General features: G+C 39.1%; 19 protein-coding genes and 2 tRNA genes. 11 read left to right on the top strand and 10 right to left on the bottom strand.

Features of this window, described 5'->3' with window-relative positions:
• Positions 1 to 278 precede the first annotated feature (278 nt).
• Positions 279 to 584: a hypothetical protein gene (locus CTN01_RS05195; RefSeq protein WP_045148447.1), complete on the bottom strand. Its 306-nt coding sequence runs from the start codon at positions 582 to 584 to the stop codon at positions 279 to 281.
• 188 nt (positions 585 to 772) lie between these two features.
• On the opposite strand from CTN01_RS05195, the gene CTN01_RS05190 reads away from it, so the two are divergent.
• Positions 773 to 1,213 carry a bifunctional diaminohydroxyphosphoribosylaminopyrimidine deaminase/5-amino-6-(5-phosphoribosylamino)uracil reductase RibD gene (locus CTN01_RS05190; protein ID WP_107188425.1) on the top strand — a complete coding sequence of 147 codons (441 nt, stop codon included), beginning with the start codon at positions 773 to 775 and terminating at the stop codon, positions 1,211 to 1,213.
• Positions 1,214 to 1,323: 110 nt separating this feature from the next.
• Here CTN01_RS05190 and CTN01_RS05185 read toward each other — a convergent pair whose 3' ends face one another.
• The 4 genes from CTN01_RS05185 to CTN01_RS05165 form a co-directional block, all read right to left on the bottom strand.
• On the bottom strand, positions 1,324 to 1,638 hold the full coding sequence (locus CTN01_RS05185; RefSeq protein ID WP_005366435.1) for a hypothetical protein: 315 nt from the start codon (positions 1,636 to 1,638) through the stop codon (positions 1,324 to 1,326).
• A gap of 591 nt (positions 1,639 to 2,229) precedes the next feature.
• Positions 2,230 to 4,224, bottom strand: coding sequence for a transketolase (tkt, locus tag CTN01_RS05175; RefSeq protein WP_045148444.1), 1,995 nt, complete (start codon positions 4,222 to 4,224; stop codon positions 2,230 to 2,232).
• A 77-nt stretch (positions 4,225 to 4,301) separates the two neighbouring features.
• Complete coding sequence (gene tal, locus CTN01_RS05170) at positions 4,302 to 5,252, bottom strand: transaldolase (RefSeq protein ID WP_006644397.1); 951 nt, start codon at positions 5,250 to 5,252, stop codon at positions 4,302 to 4,304.
• A gap of 467 nt (positions 5,253 to 5,719) precedes the next feature.
• Positions 5,720 to 6,289, bottom strand: coding sequence for an outer membrane protein (locus CTN01_RS05165; protein ID WP_045148442.1), 570 nt, complete (start codon positions 6,287 to 6,289; stop codon positions 5,720 to 5,722).
• Positions 6,290 to 6,781: 492 nt separating this feature from the next.
• Between CTN01_RS05165 and CTN01_RS05160 the strand changes: the two genes are divergently transcribed.
• The 8 genes from CTN01_RS05160 (at position 6,782) to CTN01_RS05125 (ending at position 13,816) form a co-directional block, all read left to right on the top strand.
• Complete coding sequence (locus tag CTN01_RS05160) at positions 6,782 to 8,455, top strand: ABC transporter substrate-binding protein (RefSeq protein WP_244156012.1); 1,674 nt, start codon at positions 6,782 to 6,784, stop codon at positions 8,453 to 8,455.
• A gap of 11 nt (positions 8,456 to 8,466) precedes the next feature.
• Positions 8,467 to 9,246: a vWA domain-containing protein gene (locus CTN01_RS05155; RefSeq protein WP_045148438.1), complete on the top strand. Its 780-nt coding sequence runs from the start codon at positions 8,467 to 8,469 to the stop codon at positions 9,244 to 9,246.
• Between the two features lie 14 nt (positions 9,247 to 9,260).
• A complete protein-coding gene (locus tag CTN01_RS05150) occupies positions 9,261 to 10,787 on the top strand; it encodes a phosphate ABC transporter substrate-binding/OmpA family protein (RefSeq protein ID WP_045148436.1) in 1,527 nt (508 codons plus the stop codon).
• A gap of 11 nt (positions 10,788 to 10,798) precedes the next feature.
• Complete coding sequence (locus tag CTN01_RS05145) at positions 10,799 to 11,608, top strand: hypothetical protein (RefSeq protein ID WP_045083090.1); 810 nt, start codon at positions 10,799 to 10,801, stop codon at positions 11,606 to 11,608.
• 9 nt (positions 11,609 to 11,617) lie between these two features.
• Complete coding sequence (locus CTN01_RS05140; protein ID WP_045148435.1) at positions 11,618 to 12,796, top strand: toxic anion resistance protein; 1,179 nt, start codon at positions 11,618 to 11,620, stop codon at positions 12,794 to 12,796.
• A 20-nt stretch (positions 12,797 to 12,816) separates the two neighbouring features.
• Positions 12,817 to 13,473, top strand: a complete 657-nt coding sequence (locus CTN01_RS05135; RefSeq protein WP_005366414.1) for a hypothetical protein — start codon at positions 12,817 to 12,819, stop codon at positions 13,471 to 13,473.
• A 135-nt stretch (positions 13,474 to 13,608) separates the two neighbouring features.
• Positions 13,609 to 13,699, top strand: a tRNA-Ser gene (locus tag CTN01_RS05130).
• A 40-nt stretch (positions 13,700 to 13,739) separates the two neighbouring features.
• Positions 13,740 to 13,816, top strand: a tRNA-Asp gene (locus CTN01_RS05125).
• A gap of 160 nt (positions 13,817 to 13,976) precedes the next feature.
• Here the strand turns inward: CTN01_RS05125 and CTN01_RS05120 are convergent.
• Both CTN01_RS05120 and pdxR read right to left on the bottom strand, forming a co-directional pair.
• The gene (locus CTN01_RS05120) at positions 13,977 to 14,291 is read right to left on the bottom strand and encodes a cupin domain-containing protein (protein WP_045083088.1); all 315 of its coding nucleotides are present in this window, start codon (positions 14,289 to 14,291) and stop codon (positions 13,977 to 13,979) included.
• Entirely contained in the window at positions 14,275 to 15,750 is a 1,476-nt protein-coding gene (gene pdxR, locus CTN01_RS05115; RefSeq protein WP_045148433.1) for a MocR-like pyridoxine biosynthesis transcription factor PdxR, read from the bottom strand. The genes CTN01_RS05120 and pdxR overlap by 17 nt, the downstream gene beginning before the upstream one ends.
• Before the next feature lie 91 nt (positions 15,751 to 15,841).
• Between pdxR and CTN01_RS05110 the strand changes: the two genes are divergently transcribed.
• The gene (locus CTN01_RS05110) at positions 15,842 to 16,498 is read left to right on the top strand and encodes a pyridoxamine 5'-phosphate oxidase family protein (RefSeq protein WP_045148432.1); all 657 of its coding nucleotides are present in this window, start codon (positions 15,842 to 15,844) and stop codon (positions 16,496 to 16,498) included.
• 80 nt (positions 16,499 to 16,578) lie between these two features.
• Here CTN01_RS05110 and CTN01_RS05105 read toward each other — a convergent pair whose 3' ends face one another.
• From CTN01_RS05105 to CTN01_RS05095, 3 genes are all read right to left on the bottom strand, one after another.
• Positions 16,579 to 16,683 carry a 30S ribosomal protein THX gene (locus CTN01_RS05105; RefSeq protein ID WP_080896178.1) on the bottom strand — a complete coding sequence of 35 codons (105 nt, stop codon included), beginning with the start codon at positions 16,681 to 16,683 and terminating at the stop codon, positions 16,579 to 16,581.
• 340 nt (positions 16,684 to 17,023) lie between these two features.
• Positions 17,024 to 18,676 (bottom strand): AMP-binding protein, encoded by a 1,653-nt coding sequence (locus CTN01_RS05100; RefSeq protein ID WP_005366406.1) that lies wholly within the window; start codon positions 18,674 to 18,676, stop codon positions 17,024 to 17,026.
• Positions 18,677 to 19,014: 338 nt separating this feature from the next.
• Complete coding sequence (locus tag CTN01_RS05095) at positions 19,015 to 20,268, bottom strand: leucine-rich repeat-containing protein kinase family protein (RefSeq protein ID WP_045148431.1); 1,254 nt, start codon at positions 20,266 to 20,268, stop codon at positions 19,015 to 19,017.
• Positions 20,269 to 20,525: 257 nt separating this feature from the next.
• Here CTN01_RS05095 and CTN01_RS05090 point away from each other — a divergent pair, with 257 nt between their 5' ends.
• Positions 20,526 to 21,227: a L,D-transpeptidase family protein gene (locus CTN01_RS05090; RefSeq protein ID WP_045148429.1), complete on the top strand. Its 702-nt coding sequence runs from the start codon at positions 20,526 to 20,528 to the stop codon at positions 21,225 to 21,227.
• The last annotated feature ends 159 nt before the right edge of the window (positions 21,228 to 21,386 follow it).

Below are 21,386 nucleotides of genomic sequence, written 5' to 3'. Positions count from 1 at the left end.
GTATAAAAGCATAGCTTTTCTGAACTGTAAATGAACTAATGTTGTGAATAGTAATTATACAGTGTGTTTTTGTTAAAAGTAGATAATATCTCTTATAAGTCAGTTATTTTACAATGTTTTATATGTTTACGGTATAAATGGTAGACATTGTTCCGATTATTTATTGACAGGCGTTATGGACTGAAAACCATTATTGGGTTGTTGATAATATAACGTTCGTTACGTTCTTAACTAAAAGCCCAAGGTTGAATGATTCAAACTTGGGCTGATGAATGAGATTATTTATTCTTATGTTCTTCTCGATAACGGTTGTTGCTTCGGCTTATACGGGTTTCTTCCCACCGGTTTCTTTCTAAATGACCTTCCTTATGGCCTGTGGTTGATAAGTAATTATTGTTATTTATTGTCGTCAACACATGGCTTTGCTGTTGCTGATTGGTATTTAATTGCTGAGTATGGTCCAGATACTTAATCGTATTATCTGTGATCTGTTGGGTATATTGTGGTGAACTGTCGGTCATGGCAAAAGCTGATAACGAATGCAGTGTTAATGATAAGACTAGAGTCGTGATAACGCGTTTCATGGTTGTCTCTCAATATTAAGAAGGATACAGTAAACGATATTTCCGCTGAATTAATAATGATGGAGGTATTCATATTTCATTCATAATTAAATGACATTTGATTAGAAATAAATACGTTATTTTTCACAAATGCTTTTTTTTATGTTTCAGCTTACACTAGAAGTTTTATTCGAAGGTGTATTGAAACCATGAACCACGATTTTCAAGAACAAGCATTTATGATGCGTGCACTTTTATTATCTCATCAATCATTACCAGCCTGTCGCCCGAATCCTCCAGTAGGGTGTGTATTAGTTAAAGAGGGTGAGATTGTGAGTGAAGGATTTACTCAGCCGCCAGGGCAACACCATGCTGAAGCGATGGCGCTAGCTAATTATAATGGTTCTTTTACGGACGTAACTGCTTATGTGACTTTAGAGCCGTGCTCATTCGTCGGACGTACACCTTCTTGTGCCCATACATTGGTTGAATTAGGTATTAAGAAAGTTGTGGTTGCAACACTGGATCCAGACAGCCGCAATAGTGGTAAAGGTATCGCGGTTTTAAAAGAGGCGGGTATTGAGGTTGAAGTTGGGCTTTGTGAAAATGAAGTACTAGATTTTATTGAGCCTTACTTAATTAAAAATTAATAACATAAATAGAAAAACCCAATTAATAAAAATATACTTTCATTAATTGGGCTCTTAATCTTTTTATATTGTTCTTATTTAAATAAGAACAATATCTCAGCTAAATAGTATTATTTAGTTGATGTTTTGTGGTGTAAACGAGATGACTCTTTATGGTCATGCTCTTTAGTTTTATGATGACGATGTTCATCATGCTCATGACGATCGCTATGAGTTTGTTCTGGGTGCTTATGGCCTACAGGATCACCGCCATGTTGTGTATGTGGGTGACTTTTCTCATGATCACGCATTTCATGATGATCACGGTTATGTTTATGCTCAGCACCGTCATCGTAACGACGTTCCATTTTTTCATGCTCAAATTCAGCGCCATGTTGATGACCGCCTTGTGAACCTTTGTGCTCTTGACTATTAAAATGTGCCATAACTAAATCCTTTGATAAACAGCGTTAAAAATAAGTTGGTGTCTGTCTATGGATTTAAATTTACGCTTATTTTAAATTTGAACAATACACGTTTTTATAATCAAAAGTTTTATTTTTGGTAATTGCCGAGATAACAAAATAGGTATATTAATTTAGCTTTATTCATTTTAATTACTAAATCCTCAAAGTAATAAATCAATTAATCGTTACATTTATCAACAAAATAAAATTGTCAAAATATGCAACTTTGACATAGGGTGCTTAAAGGTCTAATCAGAGCTTAAATTATGTTTTTTAACACCTATAAAACCACATCACAATCAGTGTTATCCAATGAAGATAAAATCAATTTAATCAATGACATACATGGATTGATAAGCCAAAGATTTGCAGGTAAAGGGATTAAATTAATTAAAGATTCATCAACGGAAGGGCACTTAAAGTTGCGCTTTGAAGTGAATGGAGAAGAGCTATTACAGGTTAATGTTTCTAATCAGTAGCTTTGAATATGTAACATTTAGTACATTTTATTATTTGATTAAAGTAAAAAGCCGAGCTTTAAAGCTCGGCTTTTTCATGATTATTAAGCGATTATGCTAATAATTCTTTTGCTGTTTCAACAATATTATCTGTTGTAAAGCCAAACATTTTAAATAGCTCTTCAGCTGGTGCTGATTCACCAAATGTTGTCATACCAATGATACGACCATCGAAACCAACATACTTGTACCAGTAATCAGCAATACCTGCTTCAATAGCAATACGTGCAGTTACATCTGAAGGTAATACGCTTTCACGGTATGCTGCATCTTGCTTGTCAAACAGATCTGTTGCAGGCATAGAAACAAGGCGTACCTTACGACCTTCAGTCGTTAGTTGCGCGTATGCTTCTGCTGCAATACCTACTTCTGAACCTGTTGCAATTAAAATTAGCTCAGGTTTGCCTTCACAGTCTTTAAGGATGTAACCACCCTTAGCGATGTTAGCTACTTGTGCAGCGTCACGATCTTGTTGTGTTAGGTTTTGACGAGAGAAGATTAGCGATGTTGGGCCATCTTTTCGCTCGATTGCGTATTTCCAAGCCACTGCTGATTCAACTTGGTCACATGGGCGCCATGTGCTCATGTTTGGTGTTAGGCGTAGAGAAGCAATCTGCTCTACAGGTTGGTGTGTAGGACCATCTTCACCTAAACCGATTGAATCGTGCGTGTAAACTTGAATGTTCTGAATTTTCATCAGTGCAGCCATACGCATTGCATTACGTGCATATTCCATAAACATTAGGAATGTTGCACCGTAAGGAACGAAACCACCGTGTAGTGCGATACCATTGATCATCGCAGTCATACCAAATTCACGTACACCGTAGTGAATGTAGTTGCCAGATGCATCTGTTGGTGTTACTGACTTAGAGCCAGACCACATAGTTAGGTTTGATGGTGCAAGGTCTGCAGAACCGCCCATGAACTCAGGTAGAATTTTACCGAATGCTTCAAGTGCGTTTTGTGATGCTTTACGAGAAGCAATATTTGCAGGGTTTGCTTGAAGATCTGCAATAACTTCAGATGTCACTTGTTCCCAGTTTGCTGGTAGCTCGCCGTTCATACGACGTTTGAATTCAGCAGCTAGTTCAGGGTAAGCAGCAGCGTATGCGGCAAACTTCTCATCCCATGCAGCTTCTTTCACTTTACCTGCTTCTTTCGCATCCCACTCAGCGTAGATTTCTGCTGGGATTTCAAATGCGCCGTAAGTCCAACCTAGGAATTCACGTGCTGCTTTAATTTCATCAGCGCCTAGTGGAGCACCGTGACAGTCGTGAGAGCCAGATTTGTTTGGAGAACCAAAACCAATGATCGTTTTGCAACAAATAAGTGTTGGCTTGCCTGTTTCAGCTTTAGCCGCCTCAATTGCGGCATTAATAGCTGCTGCATCGTGACCATCAACAGCAGGAATTACATGCCAGCCGTAGGATTCAAAACGCTCAGGCGTATTATCAGTGAACCAACCCTCAACGTGACCATCGATAGAAATACCGTTGTCATCCCAGAATGCGATCAGTTTACCAAGACCTAATGTACCTGCTAGTGAACATGCTTCGTGAGAAACACCTTCCATTAGACAGCCATCACCAAGGAAAGAGTATGTGTAGTGATCAACAACGTCATGACCTTCACGGTTAAATTGTGCAGCCATTGCTTTTTCAGCAAGTGCCATACCAACCGCATTAGTAATACCTTGGCCTAAAGGACCTGTTGTTGTTTCAACACCTGGTGCGTAACCATATTCTGGGTGACCCGGTGTTTTAGAGTGAAGTTGACGGAAATTCTTCAGATCATCGATAGAAAGATCGTAACCTGTAAGGTGAAGTAGCGAATAGATAAGCATTGAACCGTGGCCGTTTGATAATACAAAACGGTCGCGATCAGCCCACTGTGGGTTTTGTGGGTTGTGATTCATGTGACCACGCCAAAGTACTTCAGCGATATCTGCCATACCCATAGGTGCGCCAGGGTGACCAGAATTTGCTTGTTGTACACCATCCATGCTTAGAGCACGAATCGCATTCGCTAACATTTTATGTTCCATAGTGTTTCCACCAAATATATGAGATTTAAACTTAAGAAAGCGGCAAAGGCCGCTTTCTGGAATACTTAATTAAGCGATTAAAGACGCTCTGCAATCATAGCTTCAAGTTTACCTTGGTCAATTGCGAAGTTACGGATACCTTCCGCTAGTTTCTCAACTGCCATTGGATCTTGATTATGTTCCCATAGGAACTCAGCATGTGTCATTGCTGCCGGGCGATCTTTCAGATCAGTTGTTGCTTTTAATTTCTCAACAACGTCACCTTGTGCTTCTTCTAGTTCTTGAAGAAGTTGTGGACTAATCGTTAAACGGTCACAACCTGCTAGTTCAAGAATTTCACCAGTATTACGGAAGCTTGCGCCCATAACTACGGTATTGTAACCGTGTTCTTTGTAGTAGTTATAGATATTCGTTACAGAAATCACACCTGGATCTTCTTGTGGTGCAAAATCACGACCTTCTTTCGCTTTGTACCAGTCCATAATACGACCAACGAATGGCGAAATAAGGAATACGCCAGCTTCAGCACAAGCACGAGCCTGCGCAAAAGAGAATAGAAGCGTTAGGTTACAGTTGATACCTTCTTTTTCTAGGATTTCCGCTGCACGGATACCTTCCCAAGTAGAAGCTAGTTTGATTAGGATACGATCGTTGCTGATACCAGCATCGTTGTACATTTTGATAAGTTGACGTGCTTTAGTAACACTGCCTTCTGTATCGTAAGAAAGGCGTGCATCAACTTCAGTTGAAATACGGCCTGGTACAACGTTAAGAATTTCTTTACCAATGCTTACTGCAAGCATGTCGCAAGTATCTTGTACTTGTTGTGCTTTATCATCACCTTGTGCTTTTGCATAAGCGATAGAAGCATCGATAAGTGGTGCGTATTCAGCGATTTGTGCCGCTTTTAAGATCAAAGATGGGTTAGTTGTCGCGTCTTCTGGTTGGTATTTTTTAATGTCTTTAATATCGCCAGTATCTGCTACAACAGTAGTTAGTGCGCGTAGTTGTTCTAATTTTGTGCTCATATCTATTGACCTTATCTATAGGGCTCATGCCATGCCAGCCACTATTTATAACGTGAAATGCTGTCATGCTCAAAAGAATTTATTACTTATTCTTAACCTGTTCATACAAAGCCATTTACACACATTGTGAGCGAATGGTTTATGTAAGAGCATTTGATGAATTGATAATTGACTTTTTCAGTGTTTTTGTCAATTCAAAATGCGAATAAATCCTGTTTGGATCCCAATAAAAGTGGGTTAAATTGAAGTTAACCGCGAGATGTTGCTCCTAACTAGAATAACTTTGGTTTTAAATGCTGAGCGGATGATCTTAATGTTGAACATATGTTCATTTTTAGTGAGGTAAACGAATAAAAATTCCACAAAAATCAGATTGGGTAAAAATATCTAACGTGCTTTACTGCAATAATGAAAAAAGCCATTAACTTTCGTTAATGGCTTTTTGATTTAGATATGATCACACTACATTAGAAATTGTAGTTAACACCTACGTAGTACATCGTTGTTTCTGAGTCGATGTTTAAATCTTTATCGTTATCCGCTTTTTCAAGATCTGTTGATAGATAATCAATGCCAGCACGAAGATCGATGTGTTCAGCAACGGCAAAGTTAACACCCGCACCCGCAGTCCAGCCAAAACCATCAACATCAATATCGTGGCGGTTCATATTGTCGATGCCATCGTAATCGCCATCAACAGCAACGTAAGCGACACCTGCTTTTGCAAATAGGGATAACTGATCATTAAGTGGCATCATTACGCGAGGAGTCAGAGTCGCGTAACCTTTTTTAATGTTATCTTGTTCGCCAGTTTGGCCTAATGTTGCTTCAAGACCAAGATTTTCAGTGAAGTTGTAACCACCGTATAAGCCGTATGCAACTACATTTTCGTCGTAGTTATGTTCCCAATGGTCAGCTTTAAGATCCGTTGTTGCATTACCAAGGCTTGCACCTACGTATGGACCTGTCTGATCGGCAAGTGCTACGCCAGATGCTGTTGTAAGAACAAGTGCTAATGGTAATAGAATCTTTTTCATCATAATTTCCTTTATGTTTTTATTGATTTTTCAAGAGTTAATACTCTAACTCTTGAATGTCACTAACTGCTGATGGGGAGAATATGATGCATTCACAAGCTAAATGTCATGGAATTGAAAGGTGTTTTATTGCGCGGGTTGATTTGACGTTGAGTTAACAATATACGGACATGACTCAAACAAAACGCACAACGATTGCATTGGTAGTGAATGAATGACATTAAAATACATATTTATAAGCAAGTTTTATTGCTTTTGATGAATGAGTATTCAATGCGCGTTATCTAGAAAAACTGAAAGTCAAAAAATCGTTTATATAATTACTATGAATTCAATCGCAAATTGGCATATGTTTCGTGCTACAAGCCTGACGCGTATTTTTTATCCGGTATGGTACCTATTACTCAAAAAAGCGTAGTTACGTTTTTGACTGTTGTAATGGGGAAAACAATGGGATTGATGATCAGATATTTTCGGTATTGGCTTTTTTTGTTGGCTGTATTGATTTCAACGTTTGCTGCAGCAAAACCCCAATATATAAATCCAATACCACTTGCCCAACTTATTAATACGCCAGTTTCAAAAGTTAATGAACAGACTTTTGAACTGCCAGTGATTACTTGGGGCGCAGATATTAATACGATTTATGCGAATGGTAGCCAATCGATCACCTCAAGTAATTCTCTTTTTTCTAGTTATGGACTGAAATTTAGATTAAATCGAAATGATAAATTTTCAGATCAGCTCACGAATTACCTATCAGGAAAAACGCCATACCTTCGCGGAACATTAGGGATGGTTAATGCCGCTTCTGATTTACTCGTCAGCAATCCTTCTGTTACCCCTATTATTATTCATCAATTATCTTGGTCATCAGGTGGTGATGCTTTAGTTGTTAAACCAACTATTCGTACCGTGGCAGATTTAAAAGGTAAGACGATTGCGCTTCAAGCGTATGGTCCGCATGTGGATTATATGGGAGCTGTATTAAAAGATGCAGGATTAACACCTGATGATGTCACCATTAAATGGTTGCCCGATCTTACTGGAACGAATAATAGCCCAGCCAGTGCGCTATATGAAAATGATGTCGATGCTGTATTTGTAATTCTACCTGATGCGTTAGCACTGACATCGGGGGGAGCTGTAGGTACTGGATCTGAAGATTCGGTTAAAGGCGCGAAGATATTAATGTCAACTAAAACGGCTAACCGAGTGATAGCGGATGTTTATGCGGTGCGAGCGGATTATTTTAATAGCCATCGCAGTGACGTAATGAATTTTGTAAAAGCGTTAAATAGCGCAACAGATGAAGTGAAGGTTTTGTTTAATAATGCGAACGCTCAAAGCGCAAAATTGACACCGTTATTGTCTTATTCTGCTGATCTGTTGCTTGATTCTCCCGATGCAATAGAAGACATAAAAGGGCTTTATGCTGACGCAGAGCATTTAGATATTAACGCTAATAAGCAATTGTTTAGTGACATGGCGTACCCAAGAAATATTACGAAAGTCAGTAAAGAAATCCAAACGACGTTAAAGCGACTCGGTTTAACGTCAGCTTCCTCACTTCCTCAATTGGCAAATTGGGATTTTACCCAATTAGGTGCTGATATTGAGTTTAATAATAAATCACGTTTTAACAGTGAGCGTGTCGCTTCAGTGGTTGCAAAGAAACAGCAACAGAATTCATTGGCAGATGGCGAACTGTTTTCTTTTGAAGTCGCTTTTCAGCCTAACCAAAACAACTTTAATTCGTCGCTATATCAAACAGAGTTTAAGCGTGTAATTGAATTGGCCTCTACTTATGGTGGTGCGGTGATCACTGTTGAAGGTCACAGTGATCCTTTGAAATACTTACGCTCTAAGAAAAAAGGCGAAACCGGTGTGGTGTTAAACCGCATTAAACAATCCAACCGCAATATCAGCTTATCGCGTGCGCAAAGCGTTAAACAAAGCGTATTAACATACGCTACCGATCAAGGCATTGCTTTAGATGCGAGTCAGTTTGCTTTAGTTGGTCATGGTTTTGGTAATCCAAAAACAGGGATGTGTGGTAATGAACCTTGTGCTCCTGCAACTGAATCTGAGTGGCGATCAAATATGCGTGTCGTCTTTCGTATTATTCAGTTAGAAGCTGAATCTGATGTATTCCAACCTTTATAAGTGGGCATGATATGAGATTTATAATTTATTCTTGCTGCCTTATTGCTTTTGCTGTGGTGTTTTTTAAACCGAGCTCTGGGGTTAACTCGACAGGATCAAAAGACAGTAGTGCACAGATAAAAAAAACAGATGCATCAAGTGGATATGGATTTGACGCATTAAAAAATGATTGGCCAGCATTAAATAATGATAATGCACTCGTTTCCGATAATTGGCTGGCGACTAACTACCTACTAATTTTTGATGGTAGCGGTTCGATGGATAATACTAATTGTGGTAATGGGCAAAAGAAAATTGTCGCGGCAAAGCAAGCAATACAAACTTTTATTAACGATATTCCTAATTCAGCCAATGTCGGGTTATATGTATTTGATAATAAAGATGCGTCATTGCGTGTACCACTTGGCAATAATAATCGAGCGACATTAAAACAAGCGATTTATGACGTAACAGCTGGTGGTGCAACACCATTAAAAAGCTCTCTAGATTCGAGCTACGCAGCATTAGAGCGTCAAGCCAGTAAACAATTGGGTTATGGGGAATATAACGTTGTGATTGTTACCGATGGTGATGCAAGCCAGGGAGAAAATCCACAACCTGCGATTAATCGTATCTACCGTGACTCACCCGTTACCATTCATACCATAGGCTTTTGCATTGGTGAGCAACATGCGCTTAATGCAAAAGGGATCACCTATTACCAATCGGCTAATAACCCAGAAAAACTGTTAGCAGGGCTAAAAAATGTATTAGCAGAATCTGCAGAGTTTGATGTCGCTAGTTTTAATTAAGAAAAAGGTCATATATGCAAAAGCATAGTAAGTTTGCTCTTTTTATTTTAGTGCTAGGGGTAATGGGTTTAATTAGCTATAAGTTTTTACAGCCCCATATTGATGATCATGTTTATGCTGATACATCGGATGCGCGTAATACCAAAGGTGTAATAAAAATAGGGATGGATAACTGGGTTGGCTATTACCCGCTATGCTCTAAAGAAATGCGTCGATTATTACGCAATGAAGGTTATCGTTTATCTTGTATTGATGATGGCGCTGATTACTCCCAACGTATGGAAGGTATAGCAAACGGTGAATTAGATTTTGCCGTTGCAAGTGTGGATGCTTATATTACATCTGGTAAAGTATACCGTTACCCAGCCAGTATCGTTGCTGTCATTGATGAGTCACATGGTGGCGATGCTATTGTCGCGAATACCGATGTTGTTACGTCGATCAATGATTTGAAAACGAATAAATCCTTATCGATTGGTTACACTCATGATTCACCCAGTGAACACTTACTGAGCGCGATATCTTCTCACTTCGATCTTAATCTTTTTAAATCTAACAACGTTAAACGAGTTGCGACTGCTGGCTCAAGCGATGCGTTATCACAATTAATAGAAGGCAAATTAGATGTTGCCGTATTGTGGGAGCCTGACGTGTCAACCGCGCTTGCCGAAGGTAATTTTGAAACCATTATTAGTACTGATGATACGAAAAACTTAATTGTTGATGTACTTCTTGCCAATAAAGTCGTGATTAAAAATAAGCCTGAAATACTTGATAGCTTATTAGCAACCTATTTTAAGGTACTTAAATATTATCGTGATAACCCTAACGTATTAGTTAAAGAGCTCGAAAGTATTACAGATTTACCGAATAGTCAGGTGAAGCAGTTGCTTAACGGTGTACGATGGATAGGGCTCAACGACAACGTCTCTGCTTGGTTTAGTCAATCCCAGTTACTGCTCGATACTATCGATAGCACTATTTCAATAATCAATGATACATCAGCAGTGCCGCAACAGTGGCTACCCAATAATGATCCCTATCGGATAATACATTCCCCTCCTATTCAAACTGTACAACAATCACTTAATGATATTGCTTTAAATGAACCATCACATAAACCTGTTAGCCATGTATTTGTAGCGTTAAGTGAAAAACAATGGGCGCATATGAGTGAAATTGGCACGTTGAAAACCCGTCCCGTTATTTTTTCGAGTGGTAGTGAACGATTAACACCAAACGGTCAACAGCAACTTCATCTTACTGCTGAAAGTTTATCGCATTACCCGAATTTTCGAATTTTAGTTGAAGGTCATACCGGTTTACGTGGTGATAAAGCGTTAAATATCGAGTTATCGGCAAAACGTGCAAAGGCGGTAAAAAGCTATTTGGTGAATCAACTCGGCTTTGAAGCCAGTCGTATTCATGCGGTTGGTAAAGGAAGTGATGAACCATTAGTTCAATTAAGTGGGGAAAGTCAGCGTCGTTATGCCAATAGATTAATGCGCGTTGAAATTGCGTTGATGAGTGAAACCTATTAAAAGGAAGTAGATTGGATATTCTGTCGCCTCAAGCTATAAAAAATCAGGTAATTTCAAACAGTATTCAACATCCGATAGTTATATATAGTGGTGTTGTGGGCGTGATTGGGGCCGTATATAGCTTATTGTTCTCTGGTGAATTATTGAGCTGGGGAATCACGATTGCAGCTACTGCATTATGCTTTAGTAAATTACTGTGGGGATATAAAGTTAATTATAATTCTCATGCTAAGGCTATTGTTGAGAAATATCATCGCAGTTTATTACAACAACGAGAGCAAACGCTGGTTGATTTAAAGCAAGAGCTAAGCCAAATCAAACAGCAAGATGCGCTAAAGCAAGTTGATCAATTAAGTTTAAAATTCAATGCATTCCAGCAGGTATTAGATAGGGTCTTAAATAAAGATGAATTAGCGTATTCACGCTATATCACTATGGCTGAAGCTGTCTTTGTTGGAGCGTTAGATAATTTGCAGACAGTGATTGTAAATACTAAAGCTGTCTCAGGTATTGATATTGATTATATTCAACAACAACTCAGTGATCTTAGCTGCCAATTAACACAAACCACATCACCTCAAATCTTACTAGAACAAAAAATAGATGCTTTGCAGCACCGAATTGTTATCTATAAAGATGCTCATCAGCATATCACAACCGTATTAATCGAAAACGAACAAGCAATGACAGAGCTTGATCGTGTCACAACACAACTTTCTCAAATATCGCTTCTTTCATCGCAGCAAGGAATGGAATTAGAAACGGCAATGGAAGAGTTACGTCTACTTGCACAGCGCGCACAAAAATACAGTACTCGTTAAGGATGAACAATGGCACAGGAAAATACGACTCTTATAGTAGCGACGCCTGATACGGTAAAACAAGCCTTAGATATTCCAGTATCAGTTCCTGAAACTCACGATAAAATCAGTACGAAAGTAGAAGAAACCGTTTTAATGTTATTGGCTATCGGCGAACGTGATTTATCGCAGCAACGAGATATGACAAACTTGATGACCTCTTTAGGTGAAGATAGTTGTCGTCAGTTAGCTCAATGTAGCCAGTTATTGAAAACCCCATTGCATAGGTTAGTTGATGATGCTCAAGATGGTGGTGGAACAGCAAAAAGCTTATTAGACCTGCAACAACAAGTGAATGCGGTTAACCCTAATCGCACTGACTTTACCATGGGCACTATACGACGTTTACTCAGTTTCCTTCCTTTTGTTGGAACCCCTATAGCGAAATGGTTTTCACGTTATCAAACGGCAGAAGGTGTGATTAAGGATATTGTGCAATCGCTTAGAGGCGGTCAAGCACAATTACAACGTGATAATATCACGCTTGAAGCCGATCAAATTCGTTATCGTGAGTTAACATTTCTGCTTGAAGATTATGTTCGCTTTGGTCAATTGCTTGATGAGAAAGTAAATCAAACTATCGAGACAGCCCAAAATACAGAAACCAAAGTTAAGTTTTTACAAGAGCAGGTGTTATTTCCATTACGTCAGCGAGTGATGGATTTGCAGCAAACATTGGCTGTTAATCAGCAAGCGGTGATTACCACCGAAGTTATCATGCAAAATAACCGCGAGCTTATTCGAGGTGTGGATCGCGCGATAAATGTGACGGTATCTGCGCTTGAAACAGCGTCAGTCATGTCGATTGCACTTCAACATCAGAAAAAACTATTAGATGCGACCCAAGCTGTTAATGACACTACTAATGATCTGATATTACAAACCAGTGAGCAACTTCGAGATCAAGGGGTCAGTATCCAAAAACAAGCTTCTGAGAGCCAATTAGATATCAGTAAGTTAAAACAAGCCTTTTCAAATATTAATGCTGCATTAAATGATATTAGCCAGTATCGAGTTAAAGCTTTACCGCAAATGGCGCAATCTATTGTCGAAATGGACCAATTAACCGAGCAAATGGAAAGCCGTATTAAAGATGCTGAAAAGGGCAAAGACATTCAACAGAACTTGTCTCAGTTAATTGAACTTTAATCTTTGAAAAGGAATTTAAGATGGAAAATGGAATCAAGAAAAACTTACTACCAGCAAACGGCACGCATTGGAAAAAATGGTACGTACCGTTAGAGGAAGAAAATGCCACCATTAGAGAATGTTTAGCGACTCAAGCTCCAGTGGCTGCTGGCAGCGCAGATATACCGTTGATTGTGAGATTAATTGAGAACCCTAAGTTTGATATCCCTGGGATCAATTTATTTAATGGCGCTGTTAGCTTAGAAGATCATGATGTTATTCACCTTTTATTAGGGCGGGGAATGCTACCGAAAGATGAGGCATTTGTTATTGGTTTTACGATGGGCTCATCAAATCGAATGTCAACGGCAGAAAAGAAGATGTACGCGTTTGCTGCTAAATATTTATACCCAGGGCCGTATAAATTTTCTGATGATGATATTACTGTATTTAAGAAAGCGGCGCATCTTGGATACGTTTCTGACTGTCAGCCATTAGATACCATTAATTGTGCAGAACTAATGGATTTAAGTTTAAAAGAAGCGCGTCAGCGAGTCGGGATAGAACCTGATTTACTGGCGGCTTATTATCAGATTGAAAGTCAGCGTTTTAGTCAATTTGAAGAATGTTTACGTATAACACCTCAGGGTCGAGAAAAACTTGAAGCACAGATTAATGCTGAAAAATTAGCGGGATAAATAAAATTAGAACTTTTTGCGTATGATATTTAAGTGAAAATGCGCGCTAAAGCCTGTTTTTTAAACGAATGGTGGGTTTGTTTAAAAATAGGCTTTACAGGTGAGTGATTGCTAGGTATTATTCGCCGCACTTACGGAGAGATGGCTGAGTGGTTGAAAGCACCGGTCTTGAAAACCGGCATACGTTTATAGCGTATCTAGGGTTCAAATCCCTATCTCTCCGCCATATTCTAGAGATTCGATATTATCGGGTTTAATAAAGAATTGGAGCGGTAGTTCAGTTGGTTAGAATACCGGCCTGTCACGCCGGGGGTCGCGGGTTCGAGTCCCGTCCGCTCCGCCAATACAACGAAGCCTCGTCAGAAATGACGGGGCTTTTTTGTGTCTAAAATTCAAATTGTTGTTGGAATTGTATTGGTGTCTGACACGGGGGGCGAGAGTCCTGCTCGAATGTCTGCACTGTTATTTCGCTAACATAATGCTGTCTTAGCGTGGTGATTTTGTTAATCAAAGAATACCGCTAACCAAATCGTCAGTTTATTTGGTTCTGTCCAACTAACGCGGTGCTTTTGGTGAGCAGGAATATAAAGGTGTTCGCCTTTTTCTAAACGTTTAATTTCACCATTGGCAAAACTGACTTCAGCTTTCCCTTCTAATACGATAACCCACTCATTTTCAGATTGATCGTACCATTCATCTATTGGTGTTACATGTCCTTGCGAGACAATGCGTTCGATACGTACAGAATCGGTTTTAAGTAAGTCGATAAATTCTTCATTATCGCGTTTGACAGGTAATTGGCTAAAAATATTCATCATGTCTGTTTTCCGTTAACAGGTGGTTGAAGCAAGTTTTCAAGTTCTCAATCAATACTGGTATGTCATCAATGGAGGTATTACCAAAGCCAAGCACAATACCTTGCCAGTTTCGAATTGTATTCGGCAGTTCATAATAACTCAGTGGTCGTACAATAATATTGTGCTGAAAAGCCTCTTCACAAAATTGTTTTTCACAGACGTTCTGGTGCCATCTTACGGTAACATGAAGCCCCGCAGCTTGACTGATCACTTCCCATTGCTGGCCAAAACCGTCTTTAATACTTTGGATCATTTGTTGATGTTTTGCTTGGTATAGCCGGCGCATTTTCCGAATATGACGAAGCAAGTGGCCGTCGTGTATAAATTCCGTCATTGCTAATTGAAGCTGGGCTTGCGTTTCACCGCTGAGAGCATCTTTTATCTCAAGGTAACGAGAAAGAAGAGTTTGAGGGACGACCATATAACCAAGACGAATACTGTTGCACATCACTTTACTAAAAGTACCAATATAGATGATATTCACATTGATATTGGTTTGAGCTGCAAGTCCTTGTAAGGAAGGGTAAGGGCGATGAGCATATTGAAATTCACTGTCGTAATCATCTTCAATAATGGTCACATTATGTTGGCTTGCCCATTTAAGTAATTGGATCCGTTGAGAGATATTAAGTGTTGTGCCTAATGGATATTGGTTGCTGGGGGTAATGTAAATGGCTTTAGCTTTTGTTTTCGATAACTGTTGAAGGTGAATTCCATCGAATGGAGTCACTGAAAGCGGCGCTATTTTTACATTGCATAAGTTGACCACTTTACGCATTTGAGCATAACCGGGATTTTCAACAAGGACTGTATCGTTAGGCTGAGTGCTCGCCATTATTGCCATGATTAATGCTTGTTGTGCCCCCGATGTCGAAATGATCCTATCGGCGGTGACATCGACAGAGCGTGATGTTTTCAAGTAATGCGTTAATACTTCTCTAAATTCCCACTCACCTTGTAGATCGTTACAACCAAGAAACTGTGTTCTATCAAGCTGTTGTTGATAAAGACGTTGCCACTTTTTTCTAGGAAATGCGACAAGATCTGGCACGCCAGGAGCAAAGGCACTATTCGTTGTGTTTATTGGTTGTTTGATTGTGGGTTGTTTAAATGAATCTTCATTGCTCGTTGTTGTGAGGTAATGATCTGGTAGGGTGGCTGCGACATAAAAACCGCTACCTGCTTGGCTACGAATATAACCTTCAGCAACAAGTTGGTCGTATGTGGCAATAATCGTATTACGACTGACATCGAGTATTTGTGCTAGATGACGAGTTGATGGCAACTTACTGTTCTTCGGCCAATATCCTTGGGTGATTTTATCGCGAATAGCATTAAACAAACTCTGCTGGCGCGAGCCTTGATGATGGCAAAGGGTTAAATCTCCGGTATCAATTAATGTCAAACTGGATCCATCCACTATTCGAAACTGGCTCTTACCTACAGTACCAAAGTTTGATGTTATGTCTATCAGAAGGAAGTGTAATTGTGGAGCAATAGGAGAGATTGCGATGTTATCAAGCACAGATAGAACGACGATAAAGAAAAATCCGAATAAAGCCGTTTTCGAGACAGAGAAGCTCTATCAAATAATTGACGAAAGCTTACTCGCACATATTGCTATTGAGCAAAATGAGCAACCTATAGTTATTCCGATGTTGGTATGGCGAGTTGATAATAATATCTATGTCCATGGGGCTAAAAATAGCCGTTTAATTCGTGCGTTAAAAAAGGGGAAATCTTGTTGTTTAACATTTACGTTATTTGATGGTTGGGTACTTGCACGCTCTGCATTTCATCACAGTGCCCATTATCGCTCAGCAATGGTCTTTGGACAGTTTGATGCTATTGATGATAACCAATATAAAAATGCGTTACTGAACCACTTTATTGAGCAAATAGCACCGGGACGAAGTGAATGTGTACGACAAGGTAATGAAAAAGAACTTACTGCGACGGAATTACTCGTGATGCCATTAACAGAGGCGTCAGTAAAAATTGGCTGCAATGGTGTAAATGATGATGAACGAGATATGGATTTATCCGTTTGGGCAGGAATTATTCCTTATAAAACGGTTATTGGCCCATTACAAGATGATGAGAAGATGGCAAGTGAAATCGAACAACCTGATTATTCTTTAGCGTATGGAAAACGATGGTATAAATAAACACGATCAGAAAAACTAAGTCCAGATATACAATACTGGACTTAGTTCTTGGAGTATTAGCAAGGTCGATTTAGGTCAAATTATGCTTGATGATGCTTTCTTTGACATTCTGTCGTTAAACGTGCATTACCATGTGAGTGTGCACGACGTTTGCCTTTACATGTTTTCATATCGCCCTTAGCCATTGTAAATCCTTAATTATTAATAGAACAAAGAAGATATTTGTATGATAAATTTTTTCCTTATCAGTGCAAGTGATAAATTTGCAGCTAAGCTATTGATACTGTAAATTAAATTTTACATGGCTCGCGTGTTTAATAAGAAATAATGGCAGTTTTTTTCGCTATTCAATAAGTGAAAAAAGAGGATTAAGGAATGAGCTCATTAGATTGAAAATAACGGTAGCGAGGAGATGAAAAGTAGTGCTAACTATTTTAAGTCATTTCTTAACAAGTAAGAAAAAAAGCCTGATAACTTAATGCTGGAAGGCGTTATCAGGCTTTTGTTACTCTATTCTATATAAATTCATTCTTCCCAGCGAATCAATGTATCGCTAGGCCAATCATGGCCAATGTCCGAGTATTTTTGCTCGAGTACATGACGTTTAATTTTAAGGGTTGGCGTTAAAATACCATTCTCAATTGACCAAGGCTCTTTGATCATTAACACACCTTTAATCTTAGCGTGAGATTCTAGCTCGCGATTAATCGTTTCTATTACATGATGAACACGTTTCTCGTAACGTTTACGATCAAAGTTAGGGAAGTGATGCGGGAGTGCTAATAAAACAGGGGCTGGCATTCCAGAGCCGACTAAACACATCATCTCGACGTTACTAAGTTCAAACAGACGTTTCTCAATCGGTACGGGTGAGACGAATTTCCCTTTAGCCGTTTTGAAGGTATCTTTTTTACGCCCTTGGATGGTGAGGTAACCATCTTCATCAATAAAACCGATATCACCAGTATGCAACCAGCCTTCGCTATCAAAGGTTTCTTTGGTTGCAGCATCATTATTGTAATAACCGGCAAATAAGCCTTTACTACGAACTAAAATCTCGTCATCAGCGGCAATTTTCAGTTCGACGCCTGGGCCTGCATTACCGACACTACCGACTTTGTCACTACGGTATGGGTGGTTTAATGTGCTATAGGCAAAAGATTCAGTCATCCCCCAAGCTTCGGTAATATTGAGGCCAATACTTTCATACCAACGCAATAAACCTGCAGAAACGGGAGCAGAACCACAACCTAACACTCGCGCTTCGTTAAGCCCTAAACCATCAGCGAGTTTCCGCTTTATCAAACCTGAGATAAATGGAATTTTGAGTAATAGATTCAGTTTTGCTGGAGGCAGTTTCTCTTGAATTCGTTGTTGGAAAAGCGTCCATAAACGAGGGACAGAAACAAAAATAGTAGGGCGGTGCATTTTTACATCATCGATAAATGTATCAAGAGACTCAGGAAATGCCACTTGAAGACCAGACATAATGGATGAACCAAAAATGTAAACCCGCTCAGTAATATGTGCGAGTGGGAGATAAGAAAATAACCGTTCTGTTTTACCTAATCCAATATGATTGATTATTTGATGTGATGCCCAAGCGAAAGCGCCATAAGTCAGCATCGCGCCTTTAGGAAGCCCAGATGTGCCCGACGTATAAACAATCGACATTAATTCATCATCAGTATGTGCTGGACGTTCATTGCTTGGTGCATGTTGTTCAATCAGTGTAGAAAAATTATATTTTCCTTCAGGTGTTCCTGGGTAGTTAAAAGAGATCGTCGGAATATCTGATAACGTTTGAGTGACGCTATTAATGGCATCAGGGCTATCAAGTTTACCGATAATCACTAATTTACTATCACTATGAGTAATGCAATGCTCAATGGTATCAGCTCCAGCTGTTGGGAAAATAGGAACACTGATATAACTACCTAGCATCATGGCTAAATCACAAATAAACCATTCCGCACAGTTTTTAGAGACGAGTGCAATACGCTCACCCGGTTGGATCCCCAGAGCACGAAAGGCACTGACTAGGCGCAATGCCTTATCAGCAACATCAGCATAGGTGTAGTCAACAAATTCACGGTTTATAATTTGACGAAGATAGATATCTGTAGGACGTTCTTCTGCCCATTGTAGGATCATGTCATTGGGTAGCAGTTGAGCCATATTAATTTCCCTTAAATGGTTTGCTACAAGGATGAAATCGTTCGATGACATCGTTTGTTATTATAATGTTAAATTTAAAGCGTATTTTAGGTGCTAGTCAAGGTGTTGCGTAAGGAAAATCAGTAAGATAAAGAGGCGATATGTGAAGATAGGGTGACGGAATCGGGTATTTATTAGTATAAAATCAATCAATTATTTAAAACACTTGTATGAAATCAAATTGGATCCTCCATAGAATAAATTAATGACTTTGTATCAGATTTGTTACCACGATCATGTTTGCTTTGTTATTGATAAAGGCGACAATAAAAAAGTACTTTTATTGTCGCTTAAAAGAATTACCACTGAATGTAATTATGCGCCTGTTGGCTGAGTGTTTGATAACTCGATGAAGTGCGATCTTGTGATTCACAAATACTGAGTAAATCTTCAATGAAATAACCTAATGCTCGGTTTTCTATTGTTTTGATTTGTTGCTGTATTACTGGAGGTAAATCATCGTAAATTGAAGCAGCACCAAAATCGCCAACCAGAATATTGGCATGCTCATCAAAGAGGACGTTATGGGCATAAATATCACCATGAGCCACACCTTGGTTTTGCATATGTTCAACCACGTTTGCCATTTGTGACACTATTTTTGTTATTTGCTCAATGGTTAACGTAAAACCGTTAGGAAAGGTATCCCGTGTACAGGTTTCAAATGTTGGTGGTAAACCTAGGTTTTTAAAGTGCGCAGGGATTAATGCCATGACTAGCGCTAAATGTTTAGGGTCTGTAACGTGTGCTAATGATTGTACAAGGTTTGGGTGACGACCTGTTTTGAGACAAGCGTTTAATTCATCTTGTGGGTAACCGTCAGATGTCACCTCACCTTTAAAAACTTTAACTGCGATATCTGCTGCAAGTTGATGGGTATTATTTTTCCATTCGGCTAATGAAATAACGCCAGATGCGCCTTGCCCCAGCACTTCTTGTAATGTGTAATCATTCGGTACAACTTCAGGCAATGTATTTTTTACCTGCTGATGGCGATTAAAATCATTACCAGAAAAGGCCAGCCATGCCAGTTTTGGCAAATTAAGCAGTTGAGTTGGAAATGTTTGTAAGCGGTTAGCAGATAAACGGATCAACTCTAAATTATGTAGTTGATCCATTGTGGTTGGCAATTCTGTGAGTTGATTACCTGCTAATGCAAGTTTCTGCAGGCGGGGGCGTAACCCTAAACTTTGTGGTAATTGAGCGATGTTATTATCGGTTAAAATCAGCCACCGCAGTTTTTGAGGTAACGATGTTTCATCAACGGTAGTGATCTGGTTTGATTTAAACCCGATCATTTCTAAGTTTGGGCAAGCCCCTAATACCTTCGGTAACTCGGTAAAGCAGTTATTTGACATAAACACAATGCGTAACTTGGTTAGCTTTGCAAAGTCGTCAGGTAACTGGCTCAGTTTGTTATCCGTTAAATCTAGGATTTCCAAACTATTTGCTAGCGAAAGAATTTCGAGAGGAAATGTGGTTAATTGCTGCGAAATTTTTAGTCGGGAAATATGCGCCAGTTCACCAGAGCGTAGTTGTTCTAACGTATGCAAAATCTGCCTACCTAATTATATGAATACTATTTTCTCTATTGTACCTTGTATGGTGCGAATGCCAATTAACGAAATAGCGATAGGAATTTTAATGACTTATCTAGAAGTGTAAATAATGTGCAATATTTTGTTGTAAAAATGTCCACACTATCGGTTGCACCACGGTAAAACGCCAGTACACTAGCGCCTACTTTTGATGATATCTGTTACTGATTTCGTTTATTTCCAAAGATGACACTGCAAGTACCGAGGGTTTTGTGTTTAAAAAAGCGTTATTGCCATTATTGTTTATGTTCACAGCTGTTACTGAAGTTCAAGCAGCTTATTCGTACTCAACTTACCCTCCAGCAGGTACACGAACCGTTGATGATGTAATGAAGCGTTACTCTCCTTTCGTTGAGCCACGTATTAAACGTTATTTTGAACAAGCCGGTTTATCTTACCCTCCACAAAATATTGCACTTTTTGCGATGAAAGAAGAGATGTCAGTAGAGCTATGGGCAGAAGAGAAAGGTAAGTGGTCTTACGTTAAGCGTTACAATATCGAGAAAATAAGTGGTAAAAAAGGACCTAAACTACGGGAAGGTGATAAACAAGTTCCTGAAGGTATTTATCGTGTTTCATTATTGAATCCCAATAGCCGCTTTCACCTTTCGATGAAATTAGATTATCCGAATGCTTTTGATCGTAAATACGCAAAATTAGAAGGCAGAACGTCTCCAGGTAGTAATATTTTCATTCATGGTAAACAAGCATCGACGGGCTGTTTAGCTATGGGCGACTATAGTATTGAAGAGCTATTTTTACTCGCCCAAAGAACAGGGCTTGATAATATCGAGGTGGTTATTAGCCCACATGACCCGAAAAAAGGGAAACTGTTAGCGTCAGTGAATCAACCGTTCTGGACCCAGATCCTTTATCGTAATATTGAACAACAAGCGAGAAAGTTTGGTCGATAATTGGTGGGCTGCTCTATTTATAAAATGGCTTTCACAGTAAATAATTACATTTGATTTGGCGCTTTTTAACCAGATATAACATGATGTCGCTAAAAATATGAGTTAGCGCTAGTTAAGGGAATAACATTTTGTAATACTAATACGAGCCACTGATTTCAA

It is taken from the genome of Photobacterium angustum (genome assembly GCF_003026365.1).
In the GTDB taxonomy this organism is placed as follows: domain Bacteria; phylum Pseudomonadota; class Gammaproteobacteria; order Enterobacterales; family Vibrionaceae; genus Photobacterium; species Photobacterium angustum.
The sequence above is the reverse complement of the archived record's forward strand: the minus strand, read 5'-3'. Positions and strand labels throughout refer to the sequence as shown.